Source organism: Allobosea sp. GW821-FHT03A12 (genome assembly GCF_058986765.1).
On the sequence record NZ_JBYSVZ010000003.1, the window covers coordinates 1,322,852 to 1,348,737 of the forward strand.

Below are 25,886 nucleotides of genomic sequence, written 5' to 3' on the forward strand. Positions count from 1 at the left end.
GGTCAAGCCCGAGCATGACGCGTCTCCCTACTCCGCCGCCAGCCTGGTCGCGCGCCATTGCGCCAGCAGCGCCCGTAGCGCCCCCGGTTTCAGTGGCTTGTTCAGCACATGGATGTCGAGCGCCCCGGCCTCTTCGCGCACTTCGGGCGAGCGGTCCGCCGTCAAGAGGATCGCCGGCAGGCCGCCGACCTGCTGCCGCAGCGCCGAGATCAGCGCGATGCCGTTCTCGCCATGGTCGAGATGATAGTCGGCGATCAGCACGTCCGGCGCGCCGCCGGCGGCGATGATGGAGGACGCCTCATCGAGGTCGGCCGCGGTCTCGACCTTGCAGCCCCAGCCGCCCAGCAGGAGCCGCATCCCGTCGAGGATCGCCGGCTCATTGTCGATGGCGAGCAGTTTCAAGCCCGCGAGCTGGCTGCTGGAGGGAGTGCTGCGTGCCGCCGCCGTCGTCGCCATCGCCGGCAGGGGGGCGGCGCGCGGCACCAGGATCGAGAAGCGCGTGCCGCGTCCCGGAGTCGAGGCGAGGGCGAGCTTGTGGTCGAGCGTGCGCGCGATCCGCTCGACGATGGAGAGGCCGAGGCCGAGGCCGCGCGCCACCTTGGCGCCCTGGTCGAGCCGCTGGAATTCGCGGAACACCGTCTTCTGCTTGCTCGCGGGGATGCCGAGCCCGGTGTCGAGCACCTCGATCGCGACCTGCCCGTCGCGCCGACGGCAGCCGACCAGCACCTTGCCGTTCGGGGTGTACTTGATCGCGTTCGAGACGAGGTTCTGGAGCAGGCGGCGCAGCAGGCGCCGGTCGGAGCGGACGGTCACTGCCGTCGTAACGAAGATGAGCTGGAGCCCCTTTTCCTGGGCGCTCGGCTCGAATTCGCGCTGGAGCTGGCGCATCAACTCGTCGAGCCGGAAGGCGCTGATCTCCGGCTTGAGCGCGCCGCCGTCGAGCCTGGAGATTTCGAGCAGGGCGGTCAGGATCTCCTCGACCGCGTCGAGCGAGGCGTCGATGTTCTCGGCGAGGTCGGGCTGCGCGCCGGCGCGATCGCGCTCGACCAGGGCCGATGCGTAAAGCCGAGCGGCGTTCAGCGGCTGCAGGATGTCGTGGCTGGCGGCGGCGAGGAAGCGCGTCTTCGAGGCGTTGGCCTCGTCGGCCTCGGCCTTCGCGCGCTGCAGTTCGGTGTTGACGTGCCTGATCTCCTCGGTGCGCTCGGCGACGCGCTTTTCCAGCGTCTCGTTGGTGCGCTCAAGCTCCTCCTCGGCCGCGACCGCATCGGTGATGTCGGTATACGTGGTGACGATGCCGCCATCGGGCAGCGGGTTCGAGCGGATCTCGATCACGTTCTTCGAGGGGTAGAGCTTGAGCCGGACCGGCTCGCGGTCATTGACGAAGCTCTCCAGCCGCGCCGCCATCAACTCGTCGTGCCGGCCGGCGCCGTAGGCGCCGCGCTGGGCGTTGTAGCGCACGATCTCGTCGAGCCCGGTGCCGAAGCGCACTAGCGAGGGCGGCAGGTCGTAGAGCTGGATGAAGGCCTTGTTCCAGGCGAGCAGCCTGAGGTCGCGGTCGAGCACGGTGATGCCCTGGCCGGCATGGTCGAGGCCGTTCTGAAGGATGTCGCGATTGTATTGCAGCGCCGCCGAGGCGTCGTCGAGCAGCTTGAAGGCGGCCTCGGTCGAGAGGTTGCGGCGCTTCAGCAGCAGCGACAGCACGAGCCGGGAGGAGGCGGCGCCGATCGCGGAGGAGAGCAGGTGCTCGCCGAAGCGCAGCATGTGGATGTCGGCCTCGCGCGTCCCGTTCAACACTTCGCCGCGCGAATGGGCGAAGCCCTCGAAGGCGCGCTGCGTCCGTTCCTGGCCGAGATAGCGGCCGATCGTCGATTGCAGCTCCGCTTCGGTGACGCTCGAGCGCCAGAGCGAGAAGGACTGGGCCATGGTCGCCCGGTCCGATTCAACGAAGGCATTGGCCTGCAGCCGCTCCATCGCGCTCGCCGGCCGCAGCATGGAGAAGCCGAGATAGCAGGCGAGGTTGATGCCGAGGCTCCAGAGCACGCCATGCGGCAGGGCCGGCAGCGACAGACCGAACAGCGCCTCCGGCCGCAGGGCGCTGATGCCGAGTGGACCGTGCTCCACGATCTCGGCCCAATAGCCGCCCGGCAGCGCAAGGCTCGGTATCAGCAAGGTGTAGAGCCAGGTCAGCAGGCCCGCCGACAGGCCGGCTGCCGCGCCGAGCGATGTCCCGCGCCGCCAGATCAGCCCGCCGAAGAAGGCCGGCGCGATCTGCGCCGTCGCGGCGAAGGAGAGCAGGCCGATCGAGACCAGCGCGGCCTCACCTGCGGCGCGGTAATAGGCGTAGCCGAGCAGGATCACCGCGACGATGGCGAGCCGCCTGATGTGCACCACCTGCGAGCCGAGATCGCCGCCGGTTGGACCACTGCGGCCTTCGCCGCCCTCGATCAATGCCGCGGCGCGCTCGGGATCGACGCTGACGCCGCGCCCGCGCAGCAACAGCGGCGTGACGAGATGGTTCGAGATCATGATCGCCAGGGCGACCGAGGCGACGATCACCATCGCGGTGCCGGCCGAGAGCCCGCCGATGAAGACGAAGAGGGCGATCAGGCCGGCCTGCTTCTCCAGCGGTAGCAGCAGCACGGTCATGTCGCGGTCGATCGCCGTGCCGGGCAGCAGGACCTCGCCCGCCGCCGCCAGCGGCAGCACGAACAGGTTGATCAGCACGAGATAGAGCGGGAACATCCAGGCGGCGCGGCGCACATCGCGGACGTCGCGGTTCTCGACGATCGCCATGTGGAACTGCCGCGCCAGCAGGAGCGCGGCGCAGGAGGACAGCGCCGTCAGCGTCAGGAACATCGGCCAGCTCGATGTCCGCTCCCAGATCGGCGGCATATCGCCGGCGGCCCGCGCCGCCTGGGCGAAGAGGTCGCCGGCGCCGTCGAACAGGCCGTAGACGACGAAGACGCCGAGCGCCAGGAAGGCGACGAGCTTGACGAGCGACTCGGCCGCGATCGCCAGCACCAGCCCGTCCTGGTGCTCTGTCGCGTCGATATGGCGGGTGCCGAAGGCGCAGGCGAAGCCGGCGAGCACCAGCGCGACCAGGAAGGCAAGGTCGCTCAGCACGGGTATGTCGGTCATCGGCGGCGGTCCGCCGGCCGCGGCGAAGAACACCGAGAGCGAGTTCGCCACCGCCTTCAACTGCAGGGCGATATAGGGCAGGGCGCCGACCACCGCGACGATGCAGACCAGCGCCGCGACGCGCTCGCTCTTGCCGTAGCGCGCCCCGACGAAGTCGGCGATCGAGGTGATATTCTGCGACTTGGCGATGGCGACGATGCGGGCGACGAAGCGGTGCCCGAGCCCGATCACCAGCGCCGGGCCGACATAGATGCCGAGGAAGTCGAAGCCCGCCCGGTTGGCGAAGCCGACCGAGCCGTAGAAGGTCCAGGAGGTGCAGTAGACCCCGAGCGCCAGCGCATAGATCGTCGTGCGCGCCCGCCCGCTCATCAGGCGACGCCCGGCGGTGTCCGCGAGATGGGCGATCGCGAACAGCACGCAGAGATAGCCGAGCGCGCTCAGGACGACGGACCAGGCTGGGAGCATCCCACCTCCTTGCAACGGCGATCGCCGGCAAATCTATCGCCGCAGCGCCGCCGCCGCCATCGGCCTTTCGGCCTGTCCTCAGGCGGCTGCCTGAACCTGCTTCAGCCGCTCCAGCCGGCGCTCGCCCCAGGCATGCATGGCGCGGACGATCGCTTCGAGCGAGCGGCCTTCCTCGGTGAGCGCGTAATCCACGCGTGGCGGAACCTGCGCATAGACCGTGCGCAGGACGAGCCCGCTTTCCTCCAGCTCGCGCAATTGCCGGGTCAGCATGCGCTGCGTCGCACTCGGCAGCTTCCGGCGGATCTCATTGAAGCGCAGCGTGCCGGAGAGCAGGTGGTAGATGATCACGCCCTTCCACTTGCCGTCGATCAGGTCGAGCGTCGCCTCCACCGGGCAGCCGGCGGCACAGTCATAGCGCTTCTTGGTCTTCAGCATCCGACAGTATCCATTGTGATACTACTGGTCCGATTTGTGCGTATTGCAGCTTACGAGCATAACTGTATTTCCTGGCCTTCAACAGGAGATATTCCGATGAAGGCCGTTGGCTTCCGCGCATCCCACCCGATCGAGCACCCCGAGGCGCTGCTCGATCTCACGCTCGACAAGCCGACTGCCTCCGGCCGCGACCTGCTCGTCAGGGTCGAGGCGGTCTCGGTCAATCCGGTCGACACCAAGATGCGCCTGCGCTCGCAACCCGAGCCGGGCGGCGTGAAGGTCCTTGGCTGGGACGCGGCGGGCGTCGTCGAGGCGGTCGGTTCCGACGCCACGCTGTTCAAGTCCGGCGATAAGGTCTTCTACGCCGGCGCCATCGGCCGCTCCGGAACGAACGCTGAGTACCACCTTGTCGACGAGCGCATCGTCGGGCGCCGGCCGGCTTCGCTCTCGGTCGCGGAGGCGGCGGCGCTGCCGCTGACCGCGATCACCGCCTGGGAGGCGCTGTTCGATCGGATAGACATCCGCAGGCCGGTGCCGGGCGCGGCGAATGCGCTGCTGATCGTCGGTGGCGCCGGTGGCGTCGGCTCGATCGCGATCCAACTCGCCAAACGGCTCAGTGGCGTCACGGTGATCGCGACCGCCTCGCGGCCGGAGACGGAAGGCTGGGTCAGGGAGCTCGGCGCCGACCATGTCGTCGATCACACCAAGCCGCTCGCCGCCCAGGTCGCCGCGCTCGGCATCGGCGCGCCGGCCTTCGTCTTTTCGACCACGCAGACCGACCGGCATTTCGACGAGATCGTCGAGCTGATCGCGCCGCAAGGCCGCTTCGGCCTGATCGACGATCCCGCGCCGATCGACGTGACGAAGCTGAAGCGCAAGAGCGTCTCGCTGCATTGGGAGCTGATGTTCACACGCTCGCTCTTTGGCACAGCGGACATGATCAAGCAGCACGAATTGCTGAACGAGGTCAGCGCCATGGTCGACGCCGGCAAGCTCCGGACCACGCTCGGCGAGCATTTCGGCCGGATCGACGCGGCCAATCTCCGGCGCGCCCATGCCTTGCTCGAAAGCGGCAAGGCCAAGGGCAAGATCGTTCTCGAAGGCTTCTGACAACCAAAAGGGGAGGGTGAACCATGCGCATCATCGTCACGGCCGCAATCGCGGCCGGATTCCTCGCGGCTCCTCACGGCGCGCGAGCCCAGAAGGCCGCCGAGCCGGTGAAGGCGGAGATCTTCGCCGAGCTGCCCCAGGCGGTCGGCAACATCACCTTCACGCCGGACAAGCGGGTGATCTTCAGCCACCATCCGTTCTTTTCGCCGGATATCCGGGTGGCCGAGCTCAACCCGGACCGCAAATCCTTCAAGCCGTTCCCGGATGCGAGCTGGAACACGCCGCGGCCGGGCACCGACCGCTATCTCGACAGCGTGCTCGGCCTGCGCGGCGACGAGAACGGCATCATCTGGCTGATGGACATGGGGCAACGCACGCCGCTGATGCCAAAGCTCGTCGGCTGGGACAGCAAGCGCAACCGGCTGCACCGGATCTACTATATCCCGGCCCCGGCCTCGCTGCCGGAATCGCAGCACAACGACTTCGTCGTCGATCTCAAGAACCGCAAGTTCTACATCGCCGACGAGGGCGTCGGCCCGGGCGGCGACGGCAGCAAGGCGGCGCTGGTGATCGTCGACATGGACACCGGCGCGGCCCGCCGCGTGCTGCAGGGGCATGCCACCACCAGGCCGGAAGACCGGCCGATCACGGTCGACGGCAAGGACCTGACCGTGCCGGGCAAGGACGGCAAGCCGGCCGTGATCAAGGTCGGTGCCGACGGCATCGCCGCGGACAAGGACTTCCGCTGGCTCTATTACGCTCCGCTCAGCGGCACCAGCGTCTATCGCCTGCGCATCGCCGATCTGATCGACGAGAGGCTTGGCGATGCCGAGCTCGGCGCCAAGGTCGAGCGCTATGCTGCCAAGCCGAACAATGGCGGCTTCTCGCTCGACGCCAGGGGCAATCTCTATCTGACCGAGGTCGAGGCGAAGGCGGTCGGCGTCATCCCCGCCGATGGTCGCCAGTACCGGCGCTTCGCGACGCATGAGGGGCTGAGCTGGCCCGACGGCGTCAGCTATTCGCCTGACGGTTTCATGTATGTTTCGGCCGCGCAGCTTCCGCAGGCCGCCCTGTTCAACGACGGCAAGGCCCTGAACAAGGCGCCGTATTACATCTTCCGTTTCAAGCCTCTGGCGCCCGGCCGGATCGGGCACTGAACGGGGGCGGGTGCTGCGGCAGGGCCAGGACTGTTGCCGCAGCGTTCGCCGTCGCCTGATCTTCGCAAACTGGATGATCCGGGGGCGGAATCCGCCTTTTCCGTGGGAAAGACCGAGGAAAGCGGCCGGAAAGCTGTTTCCACTGCTGGTGCGGCTGGTCTAGCCTGCGCGCGGGGGCGGCATTGCGCAGCGCGGTGCCGAAGACTGGTCAAGCATTCGGAAAGGCGCTCCATGCTCAAGGAATTCAAGGAATTCGCACTGAAGGGTAACGTCGTCGATCTCGCCATCGGCGTGATCATCGGCGCAGCCTTCGGCAGAATCGTCGAATCGCTCGTCGGCGACATCATCATGCCGCTGATCGGCGCGATCGGCAGTGTCGACTTCTCCAACTATTTCCTCGGCCTCAACAAGGCCGTCAATTCGCCGGTCCTCGTCGATGCCAAGAAGCAGGGCGCCGTCCTCGCTTATGGCAACTTCCTCACTATTGCGGTCAACTTCCTGATCATCGCCTTCGTGCTGTTCCTGGTCGTCAAGGGCATCAACACCCTCCGCCGCAAGGAAGCTGCCAAGCCGGCCGAGCCGGTCGCTCCGCCGCAGGACATCGCCCTGCTCAGCGAAATCCGCGACCTGCTGAAGCAGCGCCAGGCCTGACCGGCTTCGCGGGACGCACCGAGCCTTCGGACGCGCCCCGCGATCCATCACCGCGACCGATCGGGTCGATCTCGTCATTTCATGCCGCCGCGACGCTTTCTGCATTAGATTGGCGTGCATGTTTTCCGTGACGGAACGCCCGAAGGATCGCCCATGAACATGCACGCACCGGCCGGCACCAGCCTGATCGCCGACCTGCGCCCCGAGGCGCGCAACGCCCCCGAGAGCGGTATCGTCGAGGTCGTCAACCACGGCCGGCTCAAGCCCGGGCTGATCCCGCTCTGGGTTGGCGAGGGCGATCTGCCGACGCCGGAGTTCATCGTCCGCGCTGCCAACAAGTCGCTGGCCGAGGGCGAGACCTTCTACACCTGGCAGCGCGGCATCCCTGAGCTGCGCGAGGCGCTGGCGCGCTATCACACCGCGCTCTATGGCCGCCCCTTCAACATGGACCGCTTCTATGTCACCGGCTCCGGCATGCAGTCGGTCCAGATCGCGGTCAGGCTGATCGCGGGCGTCGGCGACGAACTGATCATCCCGACCCCCGCCTGGCCGAATTTCGCCGCCGCCATGGGCGTCGCCGGCGCCAATCCGGTCTGCGTGCCGATGGAGTTCAAGGACGGGCGCTTCACGCTCGACCTTCAGAAGCTCGAAGCGGCGATCTCGCCGCGCACCCGCGCCTTCGTCATCAACTCGCCGGCGAACCCGACCGGCTGGACCGCGACGCGCGACGAGCTTGCCGCGATCCTGGCGATCGCCCGCAAATACGGCATCTGGATCATCGCCGACGAGATCTATGCCCGTTTCGTCTATGACGGCTCAGCCCGCGCCGCCTCCTTCCACGACGTGATGGAGCAGGAGGACCGTGTCCTCTTCGTCCAGACCTTCTCGAAGAACTGGGCGATGACCGGCTGGCGCGTCGGCTGGATCGAGGTGCCGCCGGCCTTCGGCCAGATCATCGAGAACCTGATCCAGTATTCGACCTCAGGCTCGCCGGTCTTCGTGCAGCGCGCCGCCATCGCGGCGCTGGAGGACGGTGAGCCCTTCGTCGCCGAGCAGATCGCCCGCGCCACCGAAGGACGCCGCATCGTCGCCGAGGGCTTGAAGGCGACCAACCGCGTCAATCTGCAGGCGCCGGACGGCGCCTTCTACCAGTTCTTCAGCGTCGACGGCTGGACCGATTCCCGCAAACTGGCGATCGAGCTGGTCGACACGGCGAATGTCGGACTGGCGCCCGGCACCGCCTTCGGACCCGGCGGCGAGACCGGCCTGCGCTTCTGCTTCGCCCGCAAGGCGTCAGACTTGCATGAGGCCGTGGCGCGGCTCCAGAAGGCACTGGCGGGCTGACATCGCCGGGGGTCATAGCCCGCTTGCACACGGGGCGTTTGACCTGAGCGTCAGCCGCCTTCATTGATGCCCGATGCGTCCTGACGGCGCATCGCGAGCCTCATGCCTGTCCCGAGCTACGTCCCCTATCATCTGCGCACCTTGTCGCGTGAAGCGGCGGTGATCGCCTGCGCGGCGGTCGGCGGCACGCTTTTCACGCTGCTTGGTGTCCCGGCGGCCTGGCTCTCCGGTTCTATGCTGGTGGTCTCGATCCTCGGCATCACCCGGCCGCTGCCGGATCTGCGCCGCCCCTGGTTCGACTCGACCATGGTGATGTCCGGCGCGCTGATCGGCTCGGCTGCGACGCCCGAGGCGCTCGCGGCGACGGCGCGCTATCCCGGCTCGCTGCTGATCCTCGTGGTCGGCCTCCTCGCGATCATGCTGGCGACGGGGGCCTATCTGCGTTTCGTCGCGCGCTGGAGCTGGATCGATTCGCTGCTCGCGGCCGCGCCCGGCGCGCTCTCGGCGGTGATCTCGGTGGCGCAGGACAAAGGCGCCAATATCGGCCGCATCGCCGCGATCCAGCTCTTCCGCATCCTCGTCCTGGTCGCGGTGCTGCCCAGCATCATGAAGCTGAGCAGCGGTGGACCGCTCGGCCTGCCGCCGCCTGTCGTGATCGCGAGCGTCGGCGACATGGCGCTGCTGCTCGGCAGCGGACTGGTCACCGGGCTGATCTTCGAGCGGATCGGGATCACCGCGCCCTTCATCCTCGGCGCGACCCTGGCGAGCGCCGTGCTGCACGGCACCGGCCTCGTCCACGGCACCATGCCGCCGGAGATCGCGATCGCGGTGATGATCATGCTCGGCGCCGCCATGGGCGGGCGCGTCTCGAACCTGAAGCGGGGCGAGATCGCGGCGCTGTTTCCGCTGGCGATCGGCGGCTTCGTCGTCTCGATGGCGGTCGCCTTCGCCTTCGCCTGGCCGGCGGCCTGGCTTGCCGGCGTGCCCTATGCCAGTGCCATGGCCGCCTTCGCGCCGGGCGGGCTCGAGGCGATGGCGATGCTCGCCTTCGCCATGGGGCTCGACCCGCTCTATGTCGGAGCGCACCATCTGGTGCGCTTCATGCTGCTCGGGCTGCTGATGCCCTTCCTCGTCGGCTGGGTGAAGCCGGAGAAGCCGCTCGGCGACTGACGCTCAGCCGACGCCGTTGGTGTGGGTCATCAGCGAATAAAGCGAGGTGGTCCCGCAGATGAACAGCCGGTTCCGCTTCGGTCCGCCGAAGCAGAGATTGGCGACCACCTCCGGCACCAGCACCTTGCCGATCAGCGTGCCGTCCGGGTCGTAGACATGGATACCGTCGGCGGCGCTGCTCCAGAGTCGGCCGGCGACATCGAAGCGGAAGCCGTCGAAGAGCCCGGCCGTGCAGGTCGCGAAGACCGACGAGGCGCCGAGCTTGCCGCCGTCGCCGGTCACCGCGAATTTGCGGATATGGCGCGGTCCGTTCTCCGGATCATGGCTCGCACCGGTGTCGGCGATATAGAGCGCGCTTTCGTCTGGCGAGAAGGCGAGCCCGTTCGGCTTGACGAAATCGTCGGCGACGATCGTCACCGCGCCGCTCTGCGGATCGATGCGATAGACATTGCAGCGCCCGATCTCGCTCTCGGCCTTGTCGCCCTCGTAATCGGTCAGGATGCCGTAATCGGGGTCGGTGAACCAGATCGAGTCGTCAGACTTCACCACCACGTCGTTGGGCGAGTTCAGGCGCTTGCCCTGATAGTGGCTCGCCAGCACGGTGACCGAGCCGTCATGCTCGGTCCGCGTCACCTGCCGCCCGCCATGCTCGCAGGTGACGAGCCGGCCTTGCCGATCGACCGTGTTGCCGTTCGAATTACGCGCCGGCTGGCGGAAGGTGCCGACCTGGCCGGTGAGGGCGTCGTAGCGCAGCATGCGGTTGTTCGGGATGTCCGACCAGACCAGCGTCTGGTGCGCCGGGAACCAGGCCGGTCCTTCCGACCAGCGCGCTCCGGTCCATAGCCGCTCCATCCGGGCCGAACCGGGCACGATCCGGTGGAAGCGCGGGTCGAGCACCTCGACGCGAAAACCCTCGATGAAGCCGAACGTCATGCCTGTCCTCCCTGGCGGAGCGGGAGGATCGGCGATCATGGCTGTGGAGGCAATCGCACGAGGCACAGGGGCCGCATGCCCGGGCGTCATCCTCGGATCGGGCCGAGCATGACGCTGTTGGTCATTCGGCCGCGACGACGCCGGCCGGAATAGCCTCCTCGATCCCGGCCTTCGCCAGCCTTCCAGGCAGCGGGCCGCCGGTCGCCCAGTCGAGCAGTTCGGCCGTGTGCAGGATCGGCGTCGTCGCGCCGCGATCGGCGAAGCCTTTCGCGATCTGGGTGATGCAGCCGATATTGCCGGTGGCGACGAGGTCGGGCTTGGTCCTCTGGATGTTGCCGACCTTGCGCTCGCGCAACTGCCCTGCGATCTCCGGCTGGAGGATGTTGTAGACGCCAGCCGAGCCGCAGCAGATATGACCCTCCGGCACCTCCTTCACCCGGAAGCCGGCGCGCGCCAGCAGGCGCTTGGGTCCGTCCTTGAGCTGCTGGCCGTGCTGCATCGAGCAGGCCGAGTGATAGGCGACGGTGAGATCGAAACTCCGGACCGGCGCGATCTCCAGCGTCTCGATGAACTCGGTCACGTCCTTGGCGAGATCCGCGACCTTCGCCGCCTTCTGCGCATAGGCCGCATCGTCGCGGAACATGAAGCCGTAGTCCTTGATCGTGGTGCCGCAGCCCGACGCCGTGATCAGGATGGCGTCGAGCCCTTCTCCCTCGATCTCGGCCATCCAGGCGTCGATATTGGCGCGGGCGAAAGCGAGCGCGTCATGCTCGCGGCCCATATGGTGGACGAGCGCGCCGCAGCAGCCCTCGCCCTTGGGCAGCACCACCTCGACGCCATGGCGGGTGAGCAGGCGGATCGTCGCCTCGTTGATGCCGGGGTCGAGCACCGGCTGGGCGCAGCCGGAGAGGATGGCGACGCGCCTGCGCCGCTCTCCTTCAGCCGGGAAGGAGGCCGGCCCCTCCATCGAAGAGCGATCGGGCAGGCTCCAGGGCGCCAGCGACAGCATCGCTTTGAGGCGCGCGCCAACGACAGGCAGCGCGCCGAGCGCTCCGGCCAATGGTTTGCCGAGGCGGGCCGCCAGCATGGCCAGGCGGAAGCGGCCGGGATAGGGCAAGATCGCCGAGAGGATACGCCGCAGCGTCCGGTCGGCGACGGGCCGCTCATAGGTCTCCTCGATATGGGCGCGGGCATGGTCGACCAGGTGCATGTAGTGCACGCCGGAGGGGCAGGTCGTCATGCAGGACAGGCAGGACAGGCAGCGGTCGACATGCTTGACCACGTCCGGCGTCGCCGGCTTGCCGCTCTCCAGCATGTCCTTGATCTGGTAGATGCGCCCGCGCGGCGAATCGAGCTCGTCGCCGAGCAGCAGATAGGTCGGGCAGGTCGCGGTGCAGAAGCCGCAATGCACGCAGGTGCGCAGGATCTTCTCGGAGGCCGGAAGACGCGGGTCGGAGGCGAGGAGTTCGGGTGTGAAATTGGTCTGCATCGCTCAGGCTCCGCCCTGCCAGGCTTTGATCCAGTCCATCGGCCAGAGCAGCATGATGACGTTGAGGGTGAGGTTGTCGCGGATCAGCCAGCCGACGATGAGTTCCATCGCCAGCGCCGCTGTCACGGTGATCCAGACCGGCGCGAACCGGGCGAACAGGAAACCGAGCGCCATGGCGAGGATGTCGCTGACCGAGTTCAGGACGCTGTCGCCGTAATAGTCGAGCGAGATCGTAGCCGAGCGATAGTGGTTGATGACTGCGTCGGTGTTCTCGGTGATCTCCCAGGCACTCTCCATGATGATGGCGAGCAGCAGCGCGAGACCGATGGAGATCGGCAGGCCGGTAACGCGCCTGATCAGCCAGAACAGGCCGTAGAACAGGAAGCCGTGGATGATGTGGGAGAAGGTGTACCAGTCGGCAATGTGCTGGGAGTTCTCGGAGGACATTACCGTGCCCTGCCAGAGCTTGATCGTGCCGCATTTGCAGATCGGCTCACGACCCATCCAGAGCAGGATCGCGGCCGCGCCCGCCGTCAGCAGCGCAGCCAGCACGGCGATGGCGACGGGACCAAGGCGACCAGGTGCCCAGTTCGCGCGCGCCGGGGACGCGCCGGAGGAATGCGGTTCAGCGAGCGCCATCAGATCCCCGCATACATCCGGCCGGGCTCGAACACCCCCTCCGGATCGAAGCTCTTCTTGATGCCCGCCGTCACCCGCATCAGCGGCTCGGAGAGCGGCTCGAAGACGGGAATGGCCGCCCGCACCGCATCGGGCGCTCGCACCAGCGTCGCGTGGCCACCGAGCGGCTTCAGCGCCGCGCGGATCGCCCTGGCACCGGCATCGCCCTCGGCCGGCACAGCGAGCCAGATGAGGCCGCCGCCCCAATCATAGAACCAGCGCGCGCCGGGCACAGCGCGCGCGATCGCGGCGGTCGCCTTCGGCCCGTTCGTCGGCGCGAGCGAGAGCCGCCAGACGGCTTCCCGGGTACCGGCGAAGAAGGCAGCATCGCGCACCTCGCGCCAGAGTGCGTCCGAGGCGCGGCCCTCGATCAGCTCGGGCCGGCCGTAGCCCTTGAGCAGGCGCGCTAGCTCGGCGGCGCGATAGCTGATCGAAGCGGAAAAGTTCTCCAGCCTGAGCAAAGTGCGCGCCTGTTCCGCGCCAACCCCCGCCGGCAGATGCGCCGCCGCCATCGGTTCGAAGGGCGAGCCGAGCGCCCCCGAAAGCAGCGCCACCGCCGCCTCGTCGGCGAGATCCTCCCAGATCAGCGTGACGATGCGCTCCGGCCGCGGCAGCACGCGGAAGGTCACCTCGGTCAGGAAGCCGAGCGTGCCGAAGCTGCCGGAAACGAGCTTGACCAGGTCGAGACCGGTGACGTTCTTCATCACGCGTCCACCCGACTTCACCAGCTCGCCGCGGCCATTGATCAGTTTGATGCCGATCAGCGAGTCGCGGGCGGCGCCGGCATTGATCCGGCGCGGGCCGGAGATGTTGCCGGCCGCGATCGCGCCGATCGTCGGCTCGCCCTCGCTGCCGAACAAGGCGCGATGGTCCATCGGCTCGAAGGGCAGCATCTGGCCGCGGTTCGCCAGCGTCTCCTCGATCAGCTTCAGCGGCGTGCCGGCCTTGGCGCCGATCACCATCTCGGAGGGCTCGTAGAGGGTGATGCCGGCGAGGCCGGCGCTGGAGATGGTGCTGACGGCATTGTCCGGCCGGCCGAGGCCGGAGCGGGTGCCACCGCCGCGGATGGCAAGCGGAACGCGCGCTTCGATGATCGAGGCGACGACGGCGCAGGCCTGCGCCTCTGTGGTGGGGGTGTGGAGCATCAGGCGCCCCCCGCTGTCATTCCGGGGCTTCGCATCGCGAAGAACCCGGAACCCACGACTGGGTATCGCCGGTCAGGACAGCCCTTCATAGAAATCCTTCCATTCCGGATTCATGTCTTCGATGAGCTTGATCTTCCAGGCTCTGCGCCACTTCTTCAGGACCTTCTCCCGGTCGATCGCATCCCTGACATCCTCGAACTCTTCGTACCAGACCAGCCTGTCTACCCCGTAGCGGCTCGTGAATCCGATGTTCCGTTTCGATTTGTGCTCATGGGCACGCCTCGCCAGATCGTTGGTGATGCCGAGGTAAAGCGTACCGCTTCGTTTGCTGGCCATGAGGTAGACGAAATACGCCATCCGCTCACCCGGTCGTGGGTTCCGGGTTCTCGCTGCGCGAGCCCCGGAATGACAAAGCTCACGCCGCCACACGCCCTTCCAGCGGGAACACCTTGGCCGGGTTCATCAGCCAGCGTGGATCGAACACCGCCCTGACCCGCTGCTGCTGGTGCAGATCGGCCTCGTTGAACTGCACGGTCATCAGGTCGCGCTTCTCGATGCCGACGCCGTGTTCTCCGGTCAGGCAGCCACCGACCTCGACGCAGAGCTTGAGGATGTCGTTGCCGGCATCCTCCGCCTTCTGCGCCTCGACCGGGTCGTTGCAGTTGTAGAGGATCAGCGGGTGGAGGTTGCCGTCGCCGGCATGGAAGACATTGGCGACGCGCAGGCCATAGCCCTTGATGATCTCGTCCATGCGCTCGAGCACGAATGGAAGCTGGCCGGTCGGGATCGTCCCATCCATGCAGATATAGTCGGCGATGCGGCCGGTCGCGCCGAAGGCGGACTTGCGGCCCTTCCAGATCGCCGCCGTCTCCATCGCCGACTTGCTCTCCTTGACCGTGCCGACGCCGTGCTCCCGGGCGATCGCGACGATGCGGGCGAGCTGCGCGTCCATCTCGGCCTCCGAGCCCTCGACCTCGATGATCAGCAGCGCGCCGCAATCCATCGGATAGCCGGCATGGGCGAAGGCCTCGCAGATCTCGATCGCCGGCTTGTCCATGAACTCCATCGCCACCGGAATGATGCCTGCGCCGATGATCGCGGCGACGGCTGCGCCGGCCTCGACGCTGGTCGGGAAGCCGAACAGGACGGGGCGTGCGCCCTCGGCCTGGCGCAGAATACGCACCGTCGCCTCGGTGACGATGCCGAGCTGGCCCTCGGAGCCGTTGATCAGGCCGAGCAGGTCGTAGCCGGGCGTGTCGAGATGGGAACCACCGATCTCGACGATGCTGCCGTCAAGCATGACCAGGGTGACGCCGAGGACGTTGTTGGTGGTGACGCCGTATTTCAGGCAATGGGCGCCACCCGAGTTCATACCGATATTGCCGCCGATCGAGCAGGCGAGCTGCGAGGACGGGTCGGGAGCGTAGAAGAAGCCGTCGGCCGAGACGGCGCCGCTGACGGCGAGGTTGGTGACGCCAGCCTGCACCTTTGCCACCCGGTTGGCGTAGTCGATCTCCAGGATGCGGTTCATCTTGGAGACGCCGATCACCACTGCATCCTCCTGCGGAATCGCGCCGCCGGCGAGCGAGGTGCCGGCGCCGCGCGGCACCACCGGCACGCCGGCTTCGGAGCAATAGCGCAGCACCGCCGCGACCTCCTGCGTGGTCGAGGGCAGCACGACGGCGAGCGGCATGCGGCGATAGGCAGTCAGAGCGTCGGTCTCATAGGGGCGCCGCTCATCCTCGGAGGTGATCAGCGCATCGGGCGCGACCAGCCGGCTGAGGCCGGCGATGATGGCGTCGCGGCGGGCGAGGATGCCGGCATCCGGCACTGGAAAGGCGATCGCACTCATGAAATTCAGTCCTTGCCCTCTCCGATCCCGTCGCGACTCTAGAATACTTCCACAGGGGACGCAGCGCGAGTAACGTGCATGATTGTTTCCAAAAGAGAAAAGGCGGGTAACGCATGGACCGGTTCGGCGACCTCGACGTCTTCGCCCATGTCGTCACCGCCAGGAGCATGTCCGCGGCGGCGCGCGAGCTCAATCTCTCGCCGGCGGTCATCTCCAAGCGCATCCGCCGCCTGGAGGATCGGCTCGGCGTGCGCCTGCTCCAGCGCACGACGCGCCAGCTCTCGCTGACCGAGGCGGGGCAGGGCTTCTACGAGCGGGTCGTCTCGATCCTCGGCTCGATCGAGGAGGCGGAGGCCTGGGTCGCCAGCGGCGCCGGCCAGGCGCGCGGGACCTTGCGCGTCTCGGCGCCGACCTCGTTCGGGCGGATGCATGTCGCGCCGCATCTCAAGCCCTTCCTCGACCGCAACCCAGCGGTGAATGTCGAACTGATCCTGAGCGATACCTTCGTCGACATCGTCGCCGACGGTTTCGATCTGGCTATCCGGATCGCCGACCTGCGCGATTCCAGCCTGGTCGCCAAGCGGCTGGCGCCAAACCATCGCGTGCTCTGCGCGACGCCGGGCTATCTCTCCGCCCATGGCATCCCTGAGACGATCGAGGACCTGTCGCGCCATACGCTCATCGCCCACAATGCCGACCAGTGGCGCCTCGACGGGCCGGAGGGCCAGGTGACGGTCAAGATCAATGGCCAGTTGCGGACCAATTCCAGCGAGGTGGTGCGCGAGGCGCTGCTGGCGGGCGTCGGTATCGCCTTGCGCTCGACCTGGGATGTCGGGCCGGAGCTGAAATCGGGAGCCCTAGCCCGGGTGCTGCCGGCCTATTCGGTCGGCAAGCGCGTTGCGGTCTACGCGGTCTATCCGAGCCGCCGGCACATGGAGCACAAGGTGCGCGCCTTCGTCGACTATCTCGCCGAGCTTTATGGAGCGACTCCGTACTGGGATGAGGGATTGGCGCTCTAGTCGCCCGCGTCTAGCCGGATTGCGCTGCCGTGCTTGCCCCTGACGGCTCAGCGGGCTAACCCGCTGTCCAACGATTTCCAGCGTTTCCAGCATCCGAGCATCTAGCCATGTCCGCCCCTGCCAAGCTGAAGGCCCGCCAGCCGCGCGGTTTCGTCGATCGCGGCCCGGCCGATGTCGCCGCCACCGAGCGCATGCTCGCGGTGATCCGCGAGAGCTTCTCGCTCTACGGCTTCGACCCCGTCGAGACGCCCTTCGTCGAGTATACCGACGCGCTCGGCAAATTCCTGCCCGACCAGGATCGGCCGAACGAGGGCGTCTTCTCCTTCCAGGACGATGACGAGCAATGGCTCTCGCTGCGCTATGACCTGACCGCGCCGCTCGCCCGCTATGTCGCCGAGAATTTCGACGCGCTGCCGAAACCCTATCGCAGCTATCGCGTCGGCTACGTCTTCCGCAACGAGAAGCCGGGCCCGGGCCGCTTCCGCCAGTTCATGCAGTTCGACGCCGACATCGTCGGGAGTGGCACGGTCGCCGGCGATGCCGAGATCTGCATGCTCGCCGCCGACACCATGGAGAAGCTCGGCATCAAGCGCGGCGACTATGTCGTCAAGGTCAACAACCGCAAGGTGCTCGACGGGGTGATGGACGCCGCCGGCATCGAGCAGGGCACGCGCCTGACGGTGCTGCGTGCGATCGACAAGGCCGACAAGTTCCCGCTCGACGAGATCCGCAAGCTGCTTCGTGACGGCCGCAAGGACGAGAGCGGCGACTTCACCAGGGGCGCCGGCCTGTCCGAGACGCAGGCCGACACCATTCTGCGATATCTCGCCGTTGGCCAGCGCCTGGCCGATCTCGGCAAGTCGACCGCTTCCGACAGCGCCAAATCTGCCCAGCTTTCTGCCGAGGCCGTCGCGGAACTGCGCAAGCTGGTCGAAGGCGCCGAGAACGGCGTGGCTGGGATCGAAGAGCTCGAACAGATCAGGGAACTGGTGACGGCGGCGGGTTATCTCGGCCGGGTCATCATCGACCCGTCGATCGTCCGCGGCCTCGAATACTACACCGGCCCGGTCTACGAGGTGGAGCTGACCTTCCCGGTCACCAACGAGGATGGCCAAGTCGTGCGCTTTGGCTCGGTCGCGGGCGGCGGGCGCTATGATGGCCTCGTCGGCCGCTTCCGGCCCGAGCCCGTGCCGGCGACCGGTTTCTCGATCGGTGTCTCCCGGCTGTATTCGGCGCTCAAGGCGGTGAAGTCGCCGATCGTCGACCAGAAGAACGAATTGCCGCTCGTCGTCGTCACGGCGATGGACAACAAGTCGCCGGAATTCATGCCGGCCTATCAGGCTTTCGTCGCGCAGCTTCGGCAGGCGAAAGATGAGGAGGGCAGGGCGCTGTGCCGCGCTGATCTCTATCTCGGCTCGTCCGGCTTCAACGCCCAGATGAAATACGCTGACCGCCGTGGCGCCGCCTGCGCTGTCATTCAAGGTTCTTCGGAACGAGATGCCGGCTCGGTGGTGATCAAGGACCTGATCCTCGGCGCCGAACTCGCTGCGGCGGGCCGTGACGTAAAGGACTCGGCCGAGCACAAGGAACGGCAGGCGCAGGCGCAGTTCTCCGTGCCGGTGGGCGAGCTTGTGGAGGGGGTGAGGCGGGTCATAGCGCGTCATGCTCGGGCTTGACCCGAGCATCTCAGGACGAGAAGGCTCCCCTTCCACGCTGACTGCCGTGGGGAGAGCCGATGCACCAGTCCTCGTTCGTCTACATCATGACGAACAAGCCACGCGGCACATTGTACATCGTTATAACAGCGGAGCTTGCTCGTCGCGTGTCGGAGCATCGGCTGCTTCAAGGGCGCAGCTTCACCGCTCGATATAACCTCGACAAGCTCGTCTGGTATGAGCCACACGAGACAATCGAGTTGGCGATCCAGCGCGAGACGAGCCTGGAAGATCGAGCTGATCGAGAAGGACAACCCTGGATTGGAACGATCTGTTCGAGTTTATTCTCTGATCGGCGTGCCTTCATCGCGCGCGGGGAGCCTTTTTCGGCCTGAGATTCTCGGGTCTGCGCTTCGCTCCGCCCGAGAATGACGAGGCTTCCAGATTCCCGTTCACCCAATTCCCTAAAAACCGTCGAAAATCATGCGCGCCCCTGCTAGGACGGCGCCGCAACAGGGTTTTTGTAAAGTGCCGGCCATGCGCTCAAAGCTCGAGACCGTGATCGCGCCGTTCGAGCGCGAGGGCTATCGGCGCGCCGAGCCGGCGATTCTGCAGCCCGTCGAGCCCTTCCTCGACCTCTCCGGCGAGGATATCCGCCGCCGCATCTTCCTGACGCAGGACGATGACGGGCGCGAATGGTGCCTGCGGCCTGAATACACCATCCCCGTCGCGCTGGCGCATATCGCCGCCCATGCCGGCGAACCGGCGTCCTACGCCTATGCCGGCCCGGTCTTCCGGATGCGCGGCGCGAACGAGCCGAGCGAATTCGCCCAGGCCGGCCTTGAATCCTTCGGTCGCAGCGATTTCGCCGCCGCCGATGCCGAGATCATGGCGCTCACAGTCGAAGCCGCCGCCGCGCTCGGCCTGACCCGGCCGCGCCTGCTGATGGGCGATGTCGCGCTGCTCACCGCGCTGCTCGATCGGCTCGGCGTGCCCCAGGCCGCTCGCCGCCGGCTGATGCGCGCCGTCGCCCAGGGCAAGGGTGCCGATGCCGTCGCCGCGCTCGAGCCGCCGGTCAACGAGGTCGAACACGCTCATGCTGGCCTGCTCAAGGCGCTGGAAGGGCAGGATCCCAAGGCGGCGCGCGCCTTCGTCCAGGACGTGCTCTCGATCGCCGGCATCTCGACCGTCGGCGGCCGCTCGGCCGGCGACATCGCCGAGCGCTTCCTGGCGCGGGCCGCCGAGCGCGACAATCCCGTCAATGGCGAGGCGAGCGGCGTGATCGCGCATGCGCTGGCGATCGGCGGCGATCCCGACGGCGCCTCCGCCGCCCTGCGCAAGCTTGCCAGCGAAGCCGGACTCGACCTGTCGGCCGCGCTCGACGCCTTCGACGAGCGCACCGGCTTCCTCGCCGCGCGCGGCGTCGATGTCGCCAACATCTCCTTCTCGGCCGGGTTCGCCCGCAATCTCGACTACTACACCGGCTTCATCTTCGAATTGCATGACCCGGCCCGGCCGGACCTGAAGCCGATCGCAGGCGGTGGTCGCTATGACGGCGTGCTGCAGCGTCTCGGCGCCCCGGCGCCGGTGCCGGCCGTCGGCGCCTCGCTCTGGCTTGATCGTCTCGCGGGAGGCAAGGCATGAGCGCGACGATGACACAGACCAACGACGCACCGCTGGTCCTCGCCGTTCCTTCCAAGGGCCGGCTGCAGGAGAACGCCACCGCCTTCTTCGGCCGCGCCGGCCTCTCCTTCGTGCAGGCGCGCGGACAGCGCGAATATCGCGGGCAGATCGCCGGGCTCGGCGGGGCCGAGGTCGCCTATCTCTCCGCCTCGGAGATCGTCGCGCAGCTGTCGTCCGGCGCCGCCCATCTGGGCATCACCGGCGAGGACCTCGTGCGCGAGCAGGTCGCCGATGCCGATGCCAGCATGGTCCTGCTGGCGCCGCTCGGCTTCGGCCAGGCCAATGTCGTCGTCGCCGTGCCGCAGGCCTGGATCGATGTCCGCACCATGGCCGATCTCGACGACGTCGCCGCGACCATGCGCGCCCGTCACGGCCGCAAGCTGCGCGTCGCCACCAAATATGTGAACTTGACCCGGCGCTTCTTCGCCAGCCACGGCCTTGCCGACTATCGTATCGTCGAGAGCCTCGGCGCGACCGAGGGCGCCCCGGCCGCCGGCACCGCCGAGATCGTCGTCGACATCACCACCACCGGCGCGACGCTCTCGGCGAACGCGCTCAAGGTGCTGGACGATGGCGTGATCCTGGCGTCGGAGGCCAATCTCGTCGCCTCCGTGCGTGCGCCTTGGGGCAAGCAGGCGCGGGACGCTGCCGGCGCCATCCTGTCGCGCATCGCGGCGGAGGAGGAGGCGCGCTCGCTGCGCGAGGTCCGCGCCGTGCTCAACGCGGTGTCGCCGCAGCGGCTCGGCGAGATCGCGCACCGGCTCGGCGCGCGCCTGCCCTTCGGCACGGCCGGCGGCGATGGCGTCGTCACCCTGCATTGTCCGCGCAAGGCGGTGTTCCCGCTGGTCGAGGAGTTGAGCAGGGCAGGCGCCGACGACATCACCGTGCGGGCGCTCGACTACGTCTTCCGTCGCTCCAACCCGCTGATCGAGCGGCTGCTGGCGCGGATTTGAACCGCCGGATTCCCGACGCAATGTCCGGGTAATTCACCCGGGCGAGGCGATTTCAGTGCAAGGTGCACCAAGAGCGGTGCGATCGAGGCTTGCGCTCGCCACCGCGATCGGTGCAGTGGAAGACGTCGGTTCTCCGTCGCGCTCTTTCCAATCGGGGTCTGGACCAGTTGAATACGCAGTCGCGCCTCGGCCTGATGGCCGCCCTCGCTCTTTTCCTGTCGCCGGTCCTGGTGACCGATGCGCTCGCGCAGCGCCGCCAGCAGATGCCTGCCCGTGGCGAGCAGCCGCAGGAAGCTCCGCCGCAGAAGCAGGAGAAGAATTTTCCGCTCGATGCCTCCTGGACGGCGATCCAGATGAACGGCAAGCCGATCAACGGCTTCCGTGCCACGCTGAAGGTCGATTCCAATCTGCGTGGCACCGGCTTCGGCGGCTGCAACACTTTCTCGGCGTCGGCTTATCCGCTGCGCCAGCAGGCCTTCGCCGTCGGCCCGATCGCGGTGACCAAAGCGACCTGTGACAAGAGCGCTTCGGATTTCGAGCGCGGCTATCTGATGGCGCTGCGCACCGCCCGGCAATGGGACCTGGTCGAAGGCCGCCTCGTCATCAAGACGGGCGCCGGCGAAATCCGCTTCGACCGCGGCATCTGACGGGCGCTTCCGTTCATTCTTTTGCGATAGGCTGATCGCTCCAACTTCTCCCTTCCCCCCTTGTGGGGAACGGTTGGGGATGGGGGTGGTGCCGCTTGGCGAATGTCAGCGGGAAAGGGGCCCCGCAGCCGCGACGGCGTTGTCTGGTTCCACCGGCCGTCCCCGCTTTGCGACCTCCACCCCTGCCCCTCCCCACAAGGGGTAGGGGTTTGCGCACCCTTCGCTCCAGCGCTTCTCTCAGCGCAAAGGCCATCGCCTTTTCCTGCAAAGGGAGAGGGGACAGGTTACACTCACCCCGCCTCAGCCATGGCCTTCGCCTTCGGGCTGAAGGTGCCGTCGGCATTCTTCTCCATCGCGACCAGCCCGTCATGCAGGGCGCGCAGCGTCGAGCGGTGGCCAATCGAGACGATGCTGGTCTGCGGCAGCTCGCGCCGGATCATCGCATAGATCTCGTTCTCGAGCGTCTCGTCGAGCGAGGCGGTCGCCTCGTCGAGGAAGAGCCAGTCGGGCTTGGCCAGCAGCGCGCGGGCGACGGCCAGGCGCTGCTGCTCGCCGCCGGACAGGCGCTGGCCCCAGAGGTCGACCTCGTCGAGCCGGTCGGTGAGGTGGCCGAGCTTGACCTTCTCCATCGCCGCCTGGATGTCGGCATCGCTGAAGGCGTTCGGCTCGGCCGGATAGGACAGCACCGCCCGCAGCGAACCCTGCGGCAGATAGGGCCGCTGCGGCAGCAGCAGCATGCTCTGGCCGGCCGGCGCCGCGACCTTGCCCTTGCCGAAGGGCCAGATGCCGGCGAGCGCTCGGAACAGGGTCGACTTGCCGGAGCCGGAGGGGCCGACGACCAGCGTCGAATGACCGGCCGGCAGGATCAGGTCGGACACGTTCACGATCGGCTTGCCGTTCGGCAGGGTGAGCGCCAGCGTCTCGACCGTCGTGTCCTTGCCCGGCTTCTGCGCGATCTCGATCGCGGCGTCCGTACCGCCGGCTCCCTGTGCCTTCGCCTGGGCGATCGCGGCCTCGAAGGTGGTCAGGCGGTTGATCGAGGCGACATAGGAGGCGATCGACTGGTAGCGGTCGATGAAGAACGACATCGCCGTCTGCACCCGGTCGAAGGCCGAGGCGACCTGGGTCATGATGCCGAGCGTGATCTTGCCCGAGAAATAATGCGGCGCGAGCAGGATATAGGGCACGACGACGTTGGCTTGCCCGAAGGAGAGGGTGAAGGTCGTCAGCCGCACCCGCGCCCAGACCAGCCGGTAGAAGTTCTCGACGATGTCGCCGAAGCGCTCGCTGAGGTGGCGCTGCTCGGAACCCTCGCCACGCATCAGCGCGATCTGCTCGGAATACTCGCGCAGACGCGCCAGAGCGTAGCGGAAATTCGCCTCGCGCTTTTCCTGCTCGAACTCCAGCCCGATCATCGGGCGGCCGATCAGATGGGCGATCCAGGTGGCGGCGACCGAATAGATCAGCGCCATCCAGAAGATGAAGCCGGGAATGCTGATCTCGGTGCCGGGGACGACGCTGGCGACCGGGATCGACCAGAGGATGATCGAGAACGAGACAAGGGTCGACACCTGCGTCAGTAGCGGCAGGGCGAAGTTGTAGGTCTGGTTGACGAAGGAGCGGGTATCTTCGGCGATACGCTGGTCAGGATTGTCGGCGGTCCCGGCGAGCGAAATCCTGTAGTGGTTGGCGTTGTTCAGCCAGGCACCGCTGAATTTCTCGGCCATCCAGCGGCGCCAGCGGATCAACAGCGTATAGTTCGCGACGATCTCGATCAGGTTGGAGATGACCGCAATCGCGGCCCAGACGCTGAAGACGTAGATCAGCTGGTACCAGAAGCCGTTCGCATCCTTCTCCTGGATCGCATTGTAGAAATCGCGGTTGAAGAAGGAGAGGCGCAGCGAGATGCCGACCTGGAGCTGGTTGAGCACCACGAGGAAGACCAGCAGCGCCACGCCAAGCCGGCCCGTGCCGATCCGGAATGGCTTCAGCGGCCAGAGGTTTGCGGTGGTCGACTCCGGCGCCTCGAAATAGGGCGAGGCCAGCCGGGCGATGCGCCGGATCGCCGGAATGAACGAGATCGCATAGACGAGGATGCCGAAGACGGCGATCGTCGTCGGCAGGCTCGCCGGCGGCGCGATCGCCTGCCAGTCGGCGGGCCAGAAACCAGCCTGCGCCAGGACCGCGCCAGCGCCCGTCGCGACATATTCCACCGCGAAGATGACCGAGAAGATCTTCAGGAAGGTGCTGATCTCGGTGGCCCGGAAGGTGGCGAAGGCCAGCAGCAATCCGACGGCGCCGAGGCCGAGGGTGCCGGCGCTGCCGCTTTGCTGGCCGACCACGAGCGCGATCACGGCGAGCGCGGCGACGGCGAAACTCAACAGGCGCATGGCATCGTCCTTGTCGGGGGAATCAGCGCGGGAGACGCGCTGCCTAGGAGAGAGCGTTGTAGATCAGCCCTGCGCACAAAAAAGGCCCGGCTCAAGACCGGGCCGCGCTTTTTCAGCGTTTTGTGATGGACCTTACTCCCGGTCGACCGAATAGGCGCCGGCGCCGGCTGCGAACAGCACCAGGAAGCCGCCGGCCACGGAGAGGTTCTTCATGAACAGGAGTTGCTGCATCGGCTGCGCCCAGTTCATGTGGAACAGCACCGAGGCGGCGATGGTGAAGGCGAACAGGGCAAGGGCGACGAGGCGGGTCTTGAAGCCGATGACGATCATCAGGCCGCCGAGCAGTTCGACCACGATGACGAGCGGCAGCAGGATGCCGGGGACGCCGGCCGAGGCCATGTAGCCTTGCGTGCCGGCATAGCCGGTGATCTTCGACCAGCCTGCAAGCACGAACATCAAGGCGAGCAGGATGCGGCCGACCAGTTTGGCGGCATCGCCCAAAGCAGGGTTGTTCATGGAAGGACCCCCGAAAGCACAGGCGCGGCAGGATGCCGCACCATCCGCGATCTAGGGCTTACAACCAAAGTCGATGCAAGCCTGCGGGCGCTCATGCCTGTGCAAAGTCGAGCCGCTTAGGCAGCTACTCGCTTGCCGGCCTGCCCGGACGCGCGCGCTTCGCCTATCGCTTCGGCGATCGAGGCGCGCACGGCCTCCCAGCTCAACGAAAACACGTGGAAGCCCTGGTCGGATATCCGCTCTTCCGAAAAATCCTTCATCACCCGCTGGATCAGCAGATTGAGGTCCTTCCGGCAGCCGTGCAGCGTCGCAAGGTCATCTGCCTCTTGCGCCCGCGACGCGATGTCTATCAGCTTGTCGTTATAGGCACTGACCCGGACCTTGCGCCGGTTGCGAATCTGCAGCCGCAGCATCATCGCCCCGGAATACGCGATAGTCAGCATCGAGATCATGAAGGTGATCTCATCGCGATAGCGCACCAGAAGGAACGGCCTGGCGCCGTCGTAATAGACTTTTGCGCCAGCATGGATTGCCACGGACGGGCCGTTCTGTGCCGGCCGCGCGATACCCGCGGCGAGCGGTGTCCGGAAAGCGAGACGCAACTGCTCTTCGAACAGGATGCGTGTCAGTTCCTCGACGGCGGCGTCCGGCACTTTGACGCCCGCAACAAGATTGATTCCGATCGCCAGCGTTGGGGTGTCCTGTTCCGGAACCGGCGGGTATCCCTGATAGGTCCCCTGGCTGATGCTGCTTTCGCTGACATAGGGCTTCACCAACCGGATCGCTGAGGCCTGCTCGACCGGTACGAAGAAGAGCCCGTCGCCGCGTTGCTGCAGGCGCCGCATGACCTCGACTGTGGCCGGATCGCGTAGCGCCCTGACGAAGGCGATCGCATCAATCTCGCCGCGCTCCAGCGCTGCGAAGTTGTCGTTGACAGGGCCGGCGCTGATCGTGATCTCGGCCAATGGCAGGTCGTGATGCTGCGCGAGCGCAAAGAAGTTCTGGTTGCCGGAGGTACCTTCCGGCGGAAGGGCCAGGCGCTTGCCGGCCAAATCCCGCAGGCTTCTGATCCCGGACGAGCGACGCGCGATCAGCTGGAAATGCTCGCGTGCCACGACTGCGACGGCCCTGACGGTCGGCGCGGTCATGATATCGGCCTGGACCGAGGCGAGGGCCGCCTTGCCGTCTGCAACCAGGCGCGCATTCGTCGCCGAGCCATCGGTATGTACGATTTCGAGGCGGATGGTCTTCGACTGCGTCGCGACGAGGTCGCGGACCTCGCCCATCAGTTGATCGACATTGCCGCCCTTGCCGCCGACCGCGACCGACAGGACCATCGGCGGGGTATCCCGGAAGGCGTACCAGCCGCTCGCGGCTGCGGCTGCTACCGCCAGGAAGCCGATCATGGCGTAGACGCCGACAATCACAGCAGACCGCCGAACCATTGATGATCTCC

The 25,886-nt window shown here is 67.1% G+C and carries 22 protein-coding genes; 11 read left to right on the forward strand and 11 right to left on the reverse strand.

Features of this window, described 5'->3' with window-relative positions; translation table 11 throughout:
* Nucleotides 1-27: 27 nt before the first annotated feature.
* Together AC3WLC_RS13865 and AC3WLC_RS13870 are read right to left on the reverse strand one after the other, a co-directional pair.
* Nucleotides 28-3,603 (reverse strand): PAS domain-containing hybrid sensor histidine kinase/response regulator, encoded by a 3,576-nt coding sequence (locus AC3WLC_RS13865; protein WP_493684476.1) that lies wholly within the window; start codon nucleotides 3,601-3,603, stop codon nucleotides 28-30.
* Between the two features lie 78 nt (nucleotides 3,604-3,681).
* On the reverse strand, nucleotides 3,682-4,038 hold the full coding sequence (locus AC3WLC_RS13870) for a winged helix-turn-helix transcriptional regulator (protein ID WP_346363346.1): 357 nt from the start codon (nucleotides 4,036-4,038) through the stop codon (nucleotides 3,682-3,684).
* A 96-nt stretch (nucleotides 4,039-4,134) separates the two neighbouring features.
* Here AC3WLC_RS13870 and AC3WLC_RS13875 point away from each other — a divergent pair, with 96 nt between their 5' ends.
* The 5 genes from AC3WLC_RS13875 (at nucleotide 4,135) to AC3WLC_RS13895 (ending at nucleotide 9,470) form a co-directional block, all read left to right on the forward strand.
* The gene (locus tag AC3WLC_RS13875) at nucleotides 4,135-5,148 is read left to right on the forward strand and encodes a zinc-binding alcohol dehydrogenase family protein (protein ID WP_493684477.1); all 1,014 of its coding nucleotides are present in this window, start codon (nucleotides 4,135-4,137) and stop codon (nucleotides 5,146-5,148) included.
* 23 nt (nucleotides 5,149-5,171) lie between these two features.
* Nucleotides 5,172-6,305, forward strand: a complete 1,134-nt coding sequence (locus tag AC3WLC_RS13880; RefSeq protein WP_493684478.1) for an L-dopachrome tautomerase-related protein — start codon at nucleotides 5,172-5,174, stop codon at nucleotides 6,303-6,305.
* A gap of 231 nt (nucleotides 6,306-6,536) precedes the next feature.
* On the forward strand, nucleotides 6,537-6,956 hold the full coding sequence (gene mscL / locus AC3WLC_RS13885; protein ID WP_493684557.1) for a large conductance mechanosensitive channel protein MscL: 420 nt from the start codon (nucleotides 6,537-6,539) through the stop codon (nucleotides 6,954-6,956).
* 153 nt (nucleotides 6,957-7,109) lie between these two features.
* Nucleotides 7,110-8,300: a pyridoxal phosphate-dependent aminotransferase gene (locus tag AC3WLC_RS13890; RefSeq protein WP_493684479.1), complete on the forward strand. Its 1,191-nt coding sequence runs from the start codon at nucleotides 7,110-7,112 to the stop codon at nucleotides 8,298-8,300.
* Between the two features lie 102 nt (nucleotides 8,301-8,402).
* A complete protein-coding gene (locus tag AC3WLC_RS13895; protein ID WP_493684480.1) occupies nucleotides 8,403-9,470 on the forward strand; it encodes an AbrB family transcriptional regulator in 1,068 nt (355 codons plus the stop codon).
* A gap of 3 nt (nucleotides 9,471-9,473) precedes the next feature.
* Here AC3WLC_RS13895 and AC3WLC_RS13900 read toward each other — a convergent pair whose 3' ends face one another.
* From AC3WLC_RS13900 to AC3WLC_RS13925, 6 genes are all read right to left on the reverse strand, one after another.
* A complete protein-coding gene (locus tag AC3WLC_RS13900; protein WP_493684481.1) occupies nucleotides 9,474-10,403 on the reverse strand; it encodes an SMP-30/gluconolactonase/LRE family protein in 930 nt (309 codons plus the stop codon).
* Between the two features lie 121 nt (nucleotides 10,404-10,524).
* Complete coding sequence (glcF, locus tag AC3WLC_RS13905; RefSeq protein ID WP_493684482.1) at nucleotides 10,525-11,892, reverse strand: glycolate oxidase subunit GlcF; 1,368 nt, start codon at nucleotides 11,890-11,892, stop codon at nucleotides 10,525-10,527.
* 3 nt (nucleotides 11,893-11,895) lie between these two features.
* Nucleotides 11,896-12,531, reverse strand: a complete 636-nt coding sequence (locus tag AC3WLC_RS13910; protein ID WP_493684483.1) for a DUF2585 domain-containing protein — start codon at nucleotides 12,529-12,531, stop codon at nucleotides 11,896-11,898.
* Nucleotides 12,531-13,718 (reverse strand): FAD-binding protein, encoded by a 1,188-nt coding sequence (locus AC3WLC_RS13915; protein ID WP_493684558.1) that lies wholly within the window; start codon nucleotides 13,716-13,718, stop codon nucleotides 12,531-12,533. Before AC3WLC_RS13915 ends, AC3WLC_RS13910 begins: the two co-directional genes overlap by 1 nt.
* Nucleotides 13,719-13,787: 69 nt before the next feature.
* Nucleotides 13,788-14,072, reverse strand: coding sequence for a GIY-YIG nuclease family protein (locus tag AC3WLC_RS13920; RefSeq protein ID WP_493684484.1), 285 nt, complete (start codon nucleotides 14,070-14,072; stop codon nucleotides 13,788-13,790).
* 58 nt (nucleotides 14,073-14,130) lie between these two features.
* Nucleotides 14,131-15,567 (reverse strand): FAD-binding oxidoreductase, encoded by a 1,437-nt coding sequence (locus AC3WLC_RS13925; RefSeq protein ID WP_493684485.1) that lies wholly within the window; start codon nucleotides 15,565-15,567, stop codon nucleotides 14,131-14,133.
* A gap of 113 nt (nucleotides 15,568-15,680) precedes the next feature.
* On the opposite strand from AC3WLC_RS13925, the gene AC3WLC_RS13930 reads away from it, so the two are divergent.
* The 6 genes from AC3WLC_RS13930 (at nucleotide 15,681) to AC3WLC_RS13955 (ending at nucleotide 21,524) form a co-directional block, all read left to right on the forward strand.
* Complete coding sequence (locus tag AC3WLC_RS13930) at nucleotides 15,681-16,586, forward strand: LysR family transcriptional regulator (RefSeq protein WP_493684486.1); 906 nt, start codon at nucleotides 15,681-15,683, stop codon at nucleotides 16,584-16,586.
* Between the two features lie 107 nt (nucleotides 16,587-16,693).
* Nucleotides 16,694-18,262 (forward strand): histidine--tRNA ligase, encoded by a 1,569-nt coding sequence (hisS, locus tag AC3WLC_RS13935; protein ID WP_493684487.1) that lies wholly within the window; start codon nucleotides 16,694-16,696, stop codon nucleotides 18,260-18,262.
* 59 nt (nucleotides 18,263-18,321) lie between these two features.
* Nucleotides 18,322-18,636, forward strand: coding sequence for a GIY-YIG nuclease family protein (locus AC3WLC_RS13940; RefSeq protein WP_493684488.1), 315 nt, complete (start codon nucleotides 18,322-18,324; stop codon nucleotides 18,634-18,636).
* A 142-nt stretch (nucleotides 18,637-18,778) separates the two neighbouring features.
* A complete protein-coding gene (locus AC3WLC_RS13945) occupies nucleotides 18,779-19,885 on the forward strand; it encodes an ATP phosphoribosyltransferase regulatory subunit (protein ID WP_493684489.1) in 1,107 nt (368 codons plus the stop codon).
* Entirely contained in the window at nucleotides 19,882-20,877 is a 996-nt protein-coding gene (gene hisG, locus AC3WLC_RS13950) for an ATP phosphoribosyltransferase (protein WP_493684490.1), read from the forward strand. Before AC3WLC_RS13945 ends, hisG begins: the two co-directional genes overlap by 4 nt.
* A gap of 167 nt (nucleotides 20,878-21,044) precedes the next feature.
* Entirely contained in the window at nucleotides 21,045-21,524 is a 480-nt protein-coding gene (locus tag AC3WLC_RS13955) for an META domain-containing protein (protein WP_493684491.1), read from the forward strand.
* A gap of 290 nt (nucleotides 21,525-21,814) precedes the next feature.
* On the opposite strand, the gene AC3WLC_RS13960 is transcribed toward AC3WLC_RS13955, so the two are convergent.
* From AC3WLC_RS13960 to AC3WLC_RS13970, 3 genes are all read right to left on the reverse strand, one after another.
* On the reverse strand, nucleotides 21,815-23,914 hold the full coding sequence (locus AC3WLC_RS13960; RefSeq protein ID WP_493684492.1) for an ABC transporter ATP-binding protein/permease: 2,100 nt from the start codon (nucleotides 23,912-23,914) through the stop codon (nucleotides 21,815-21,817).
* A gap of 132 nt (nucleotides 23,915-24,046) precedes the next feature.
* Entirely contained in the window at nucleotides 24,047-24,430 is a 384-nt protein-coding gene (locus tag AC3WLC_RS13965; protein ID WP_493684493.1) for a DoxX family protein, read from the reverse strand.
* 116 nt (nucleotides 24,431-24,546) lie between these two features.
* On the reverse strand, nucleotides 24,547-25,836 hold the full coding sequence (locus AC3WLC_RS13970; RefSeq protein WP_493684494.1) for a TAXI family TRAP transporter solute-binding subunit: 1,290 nt from the start codon (nucleotides 25,834-25,836) through the stop codon (nucleotides 24,547-24,549).
* Nucleotides 25,837-25,886 lie beyond the last annotated feature (50 nt).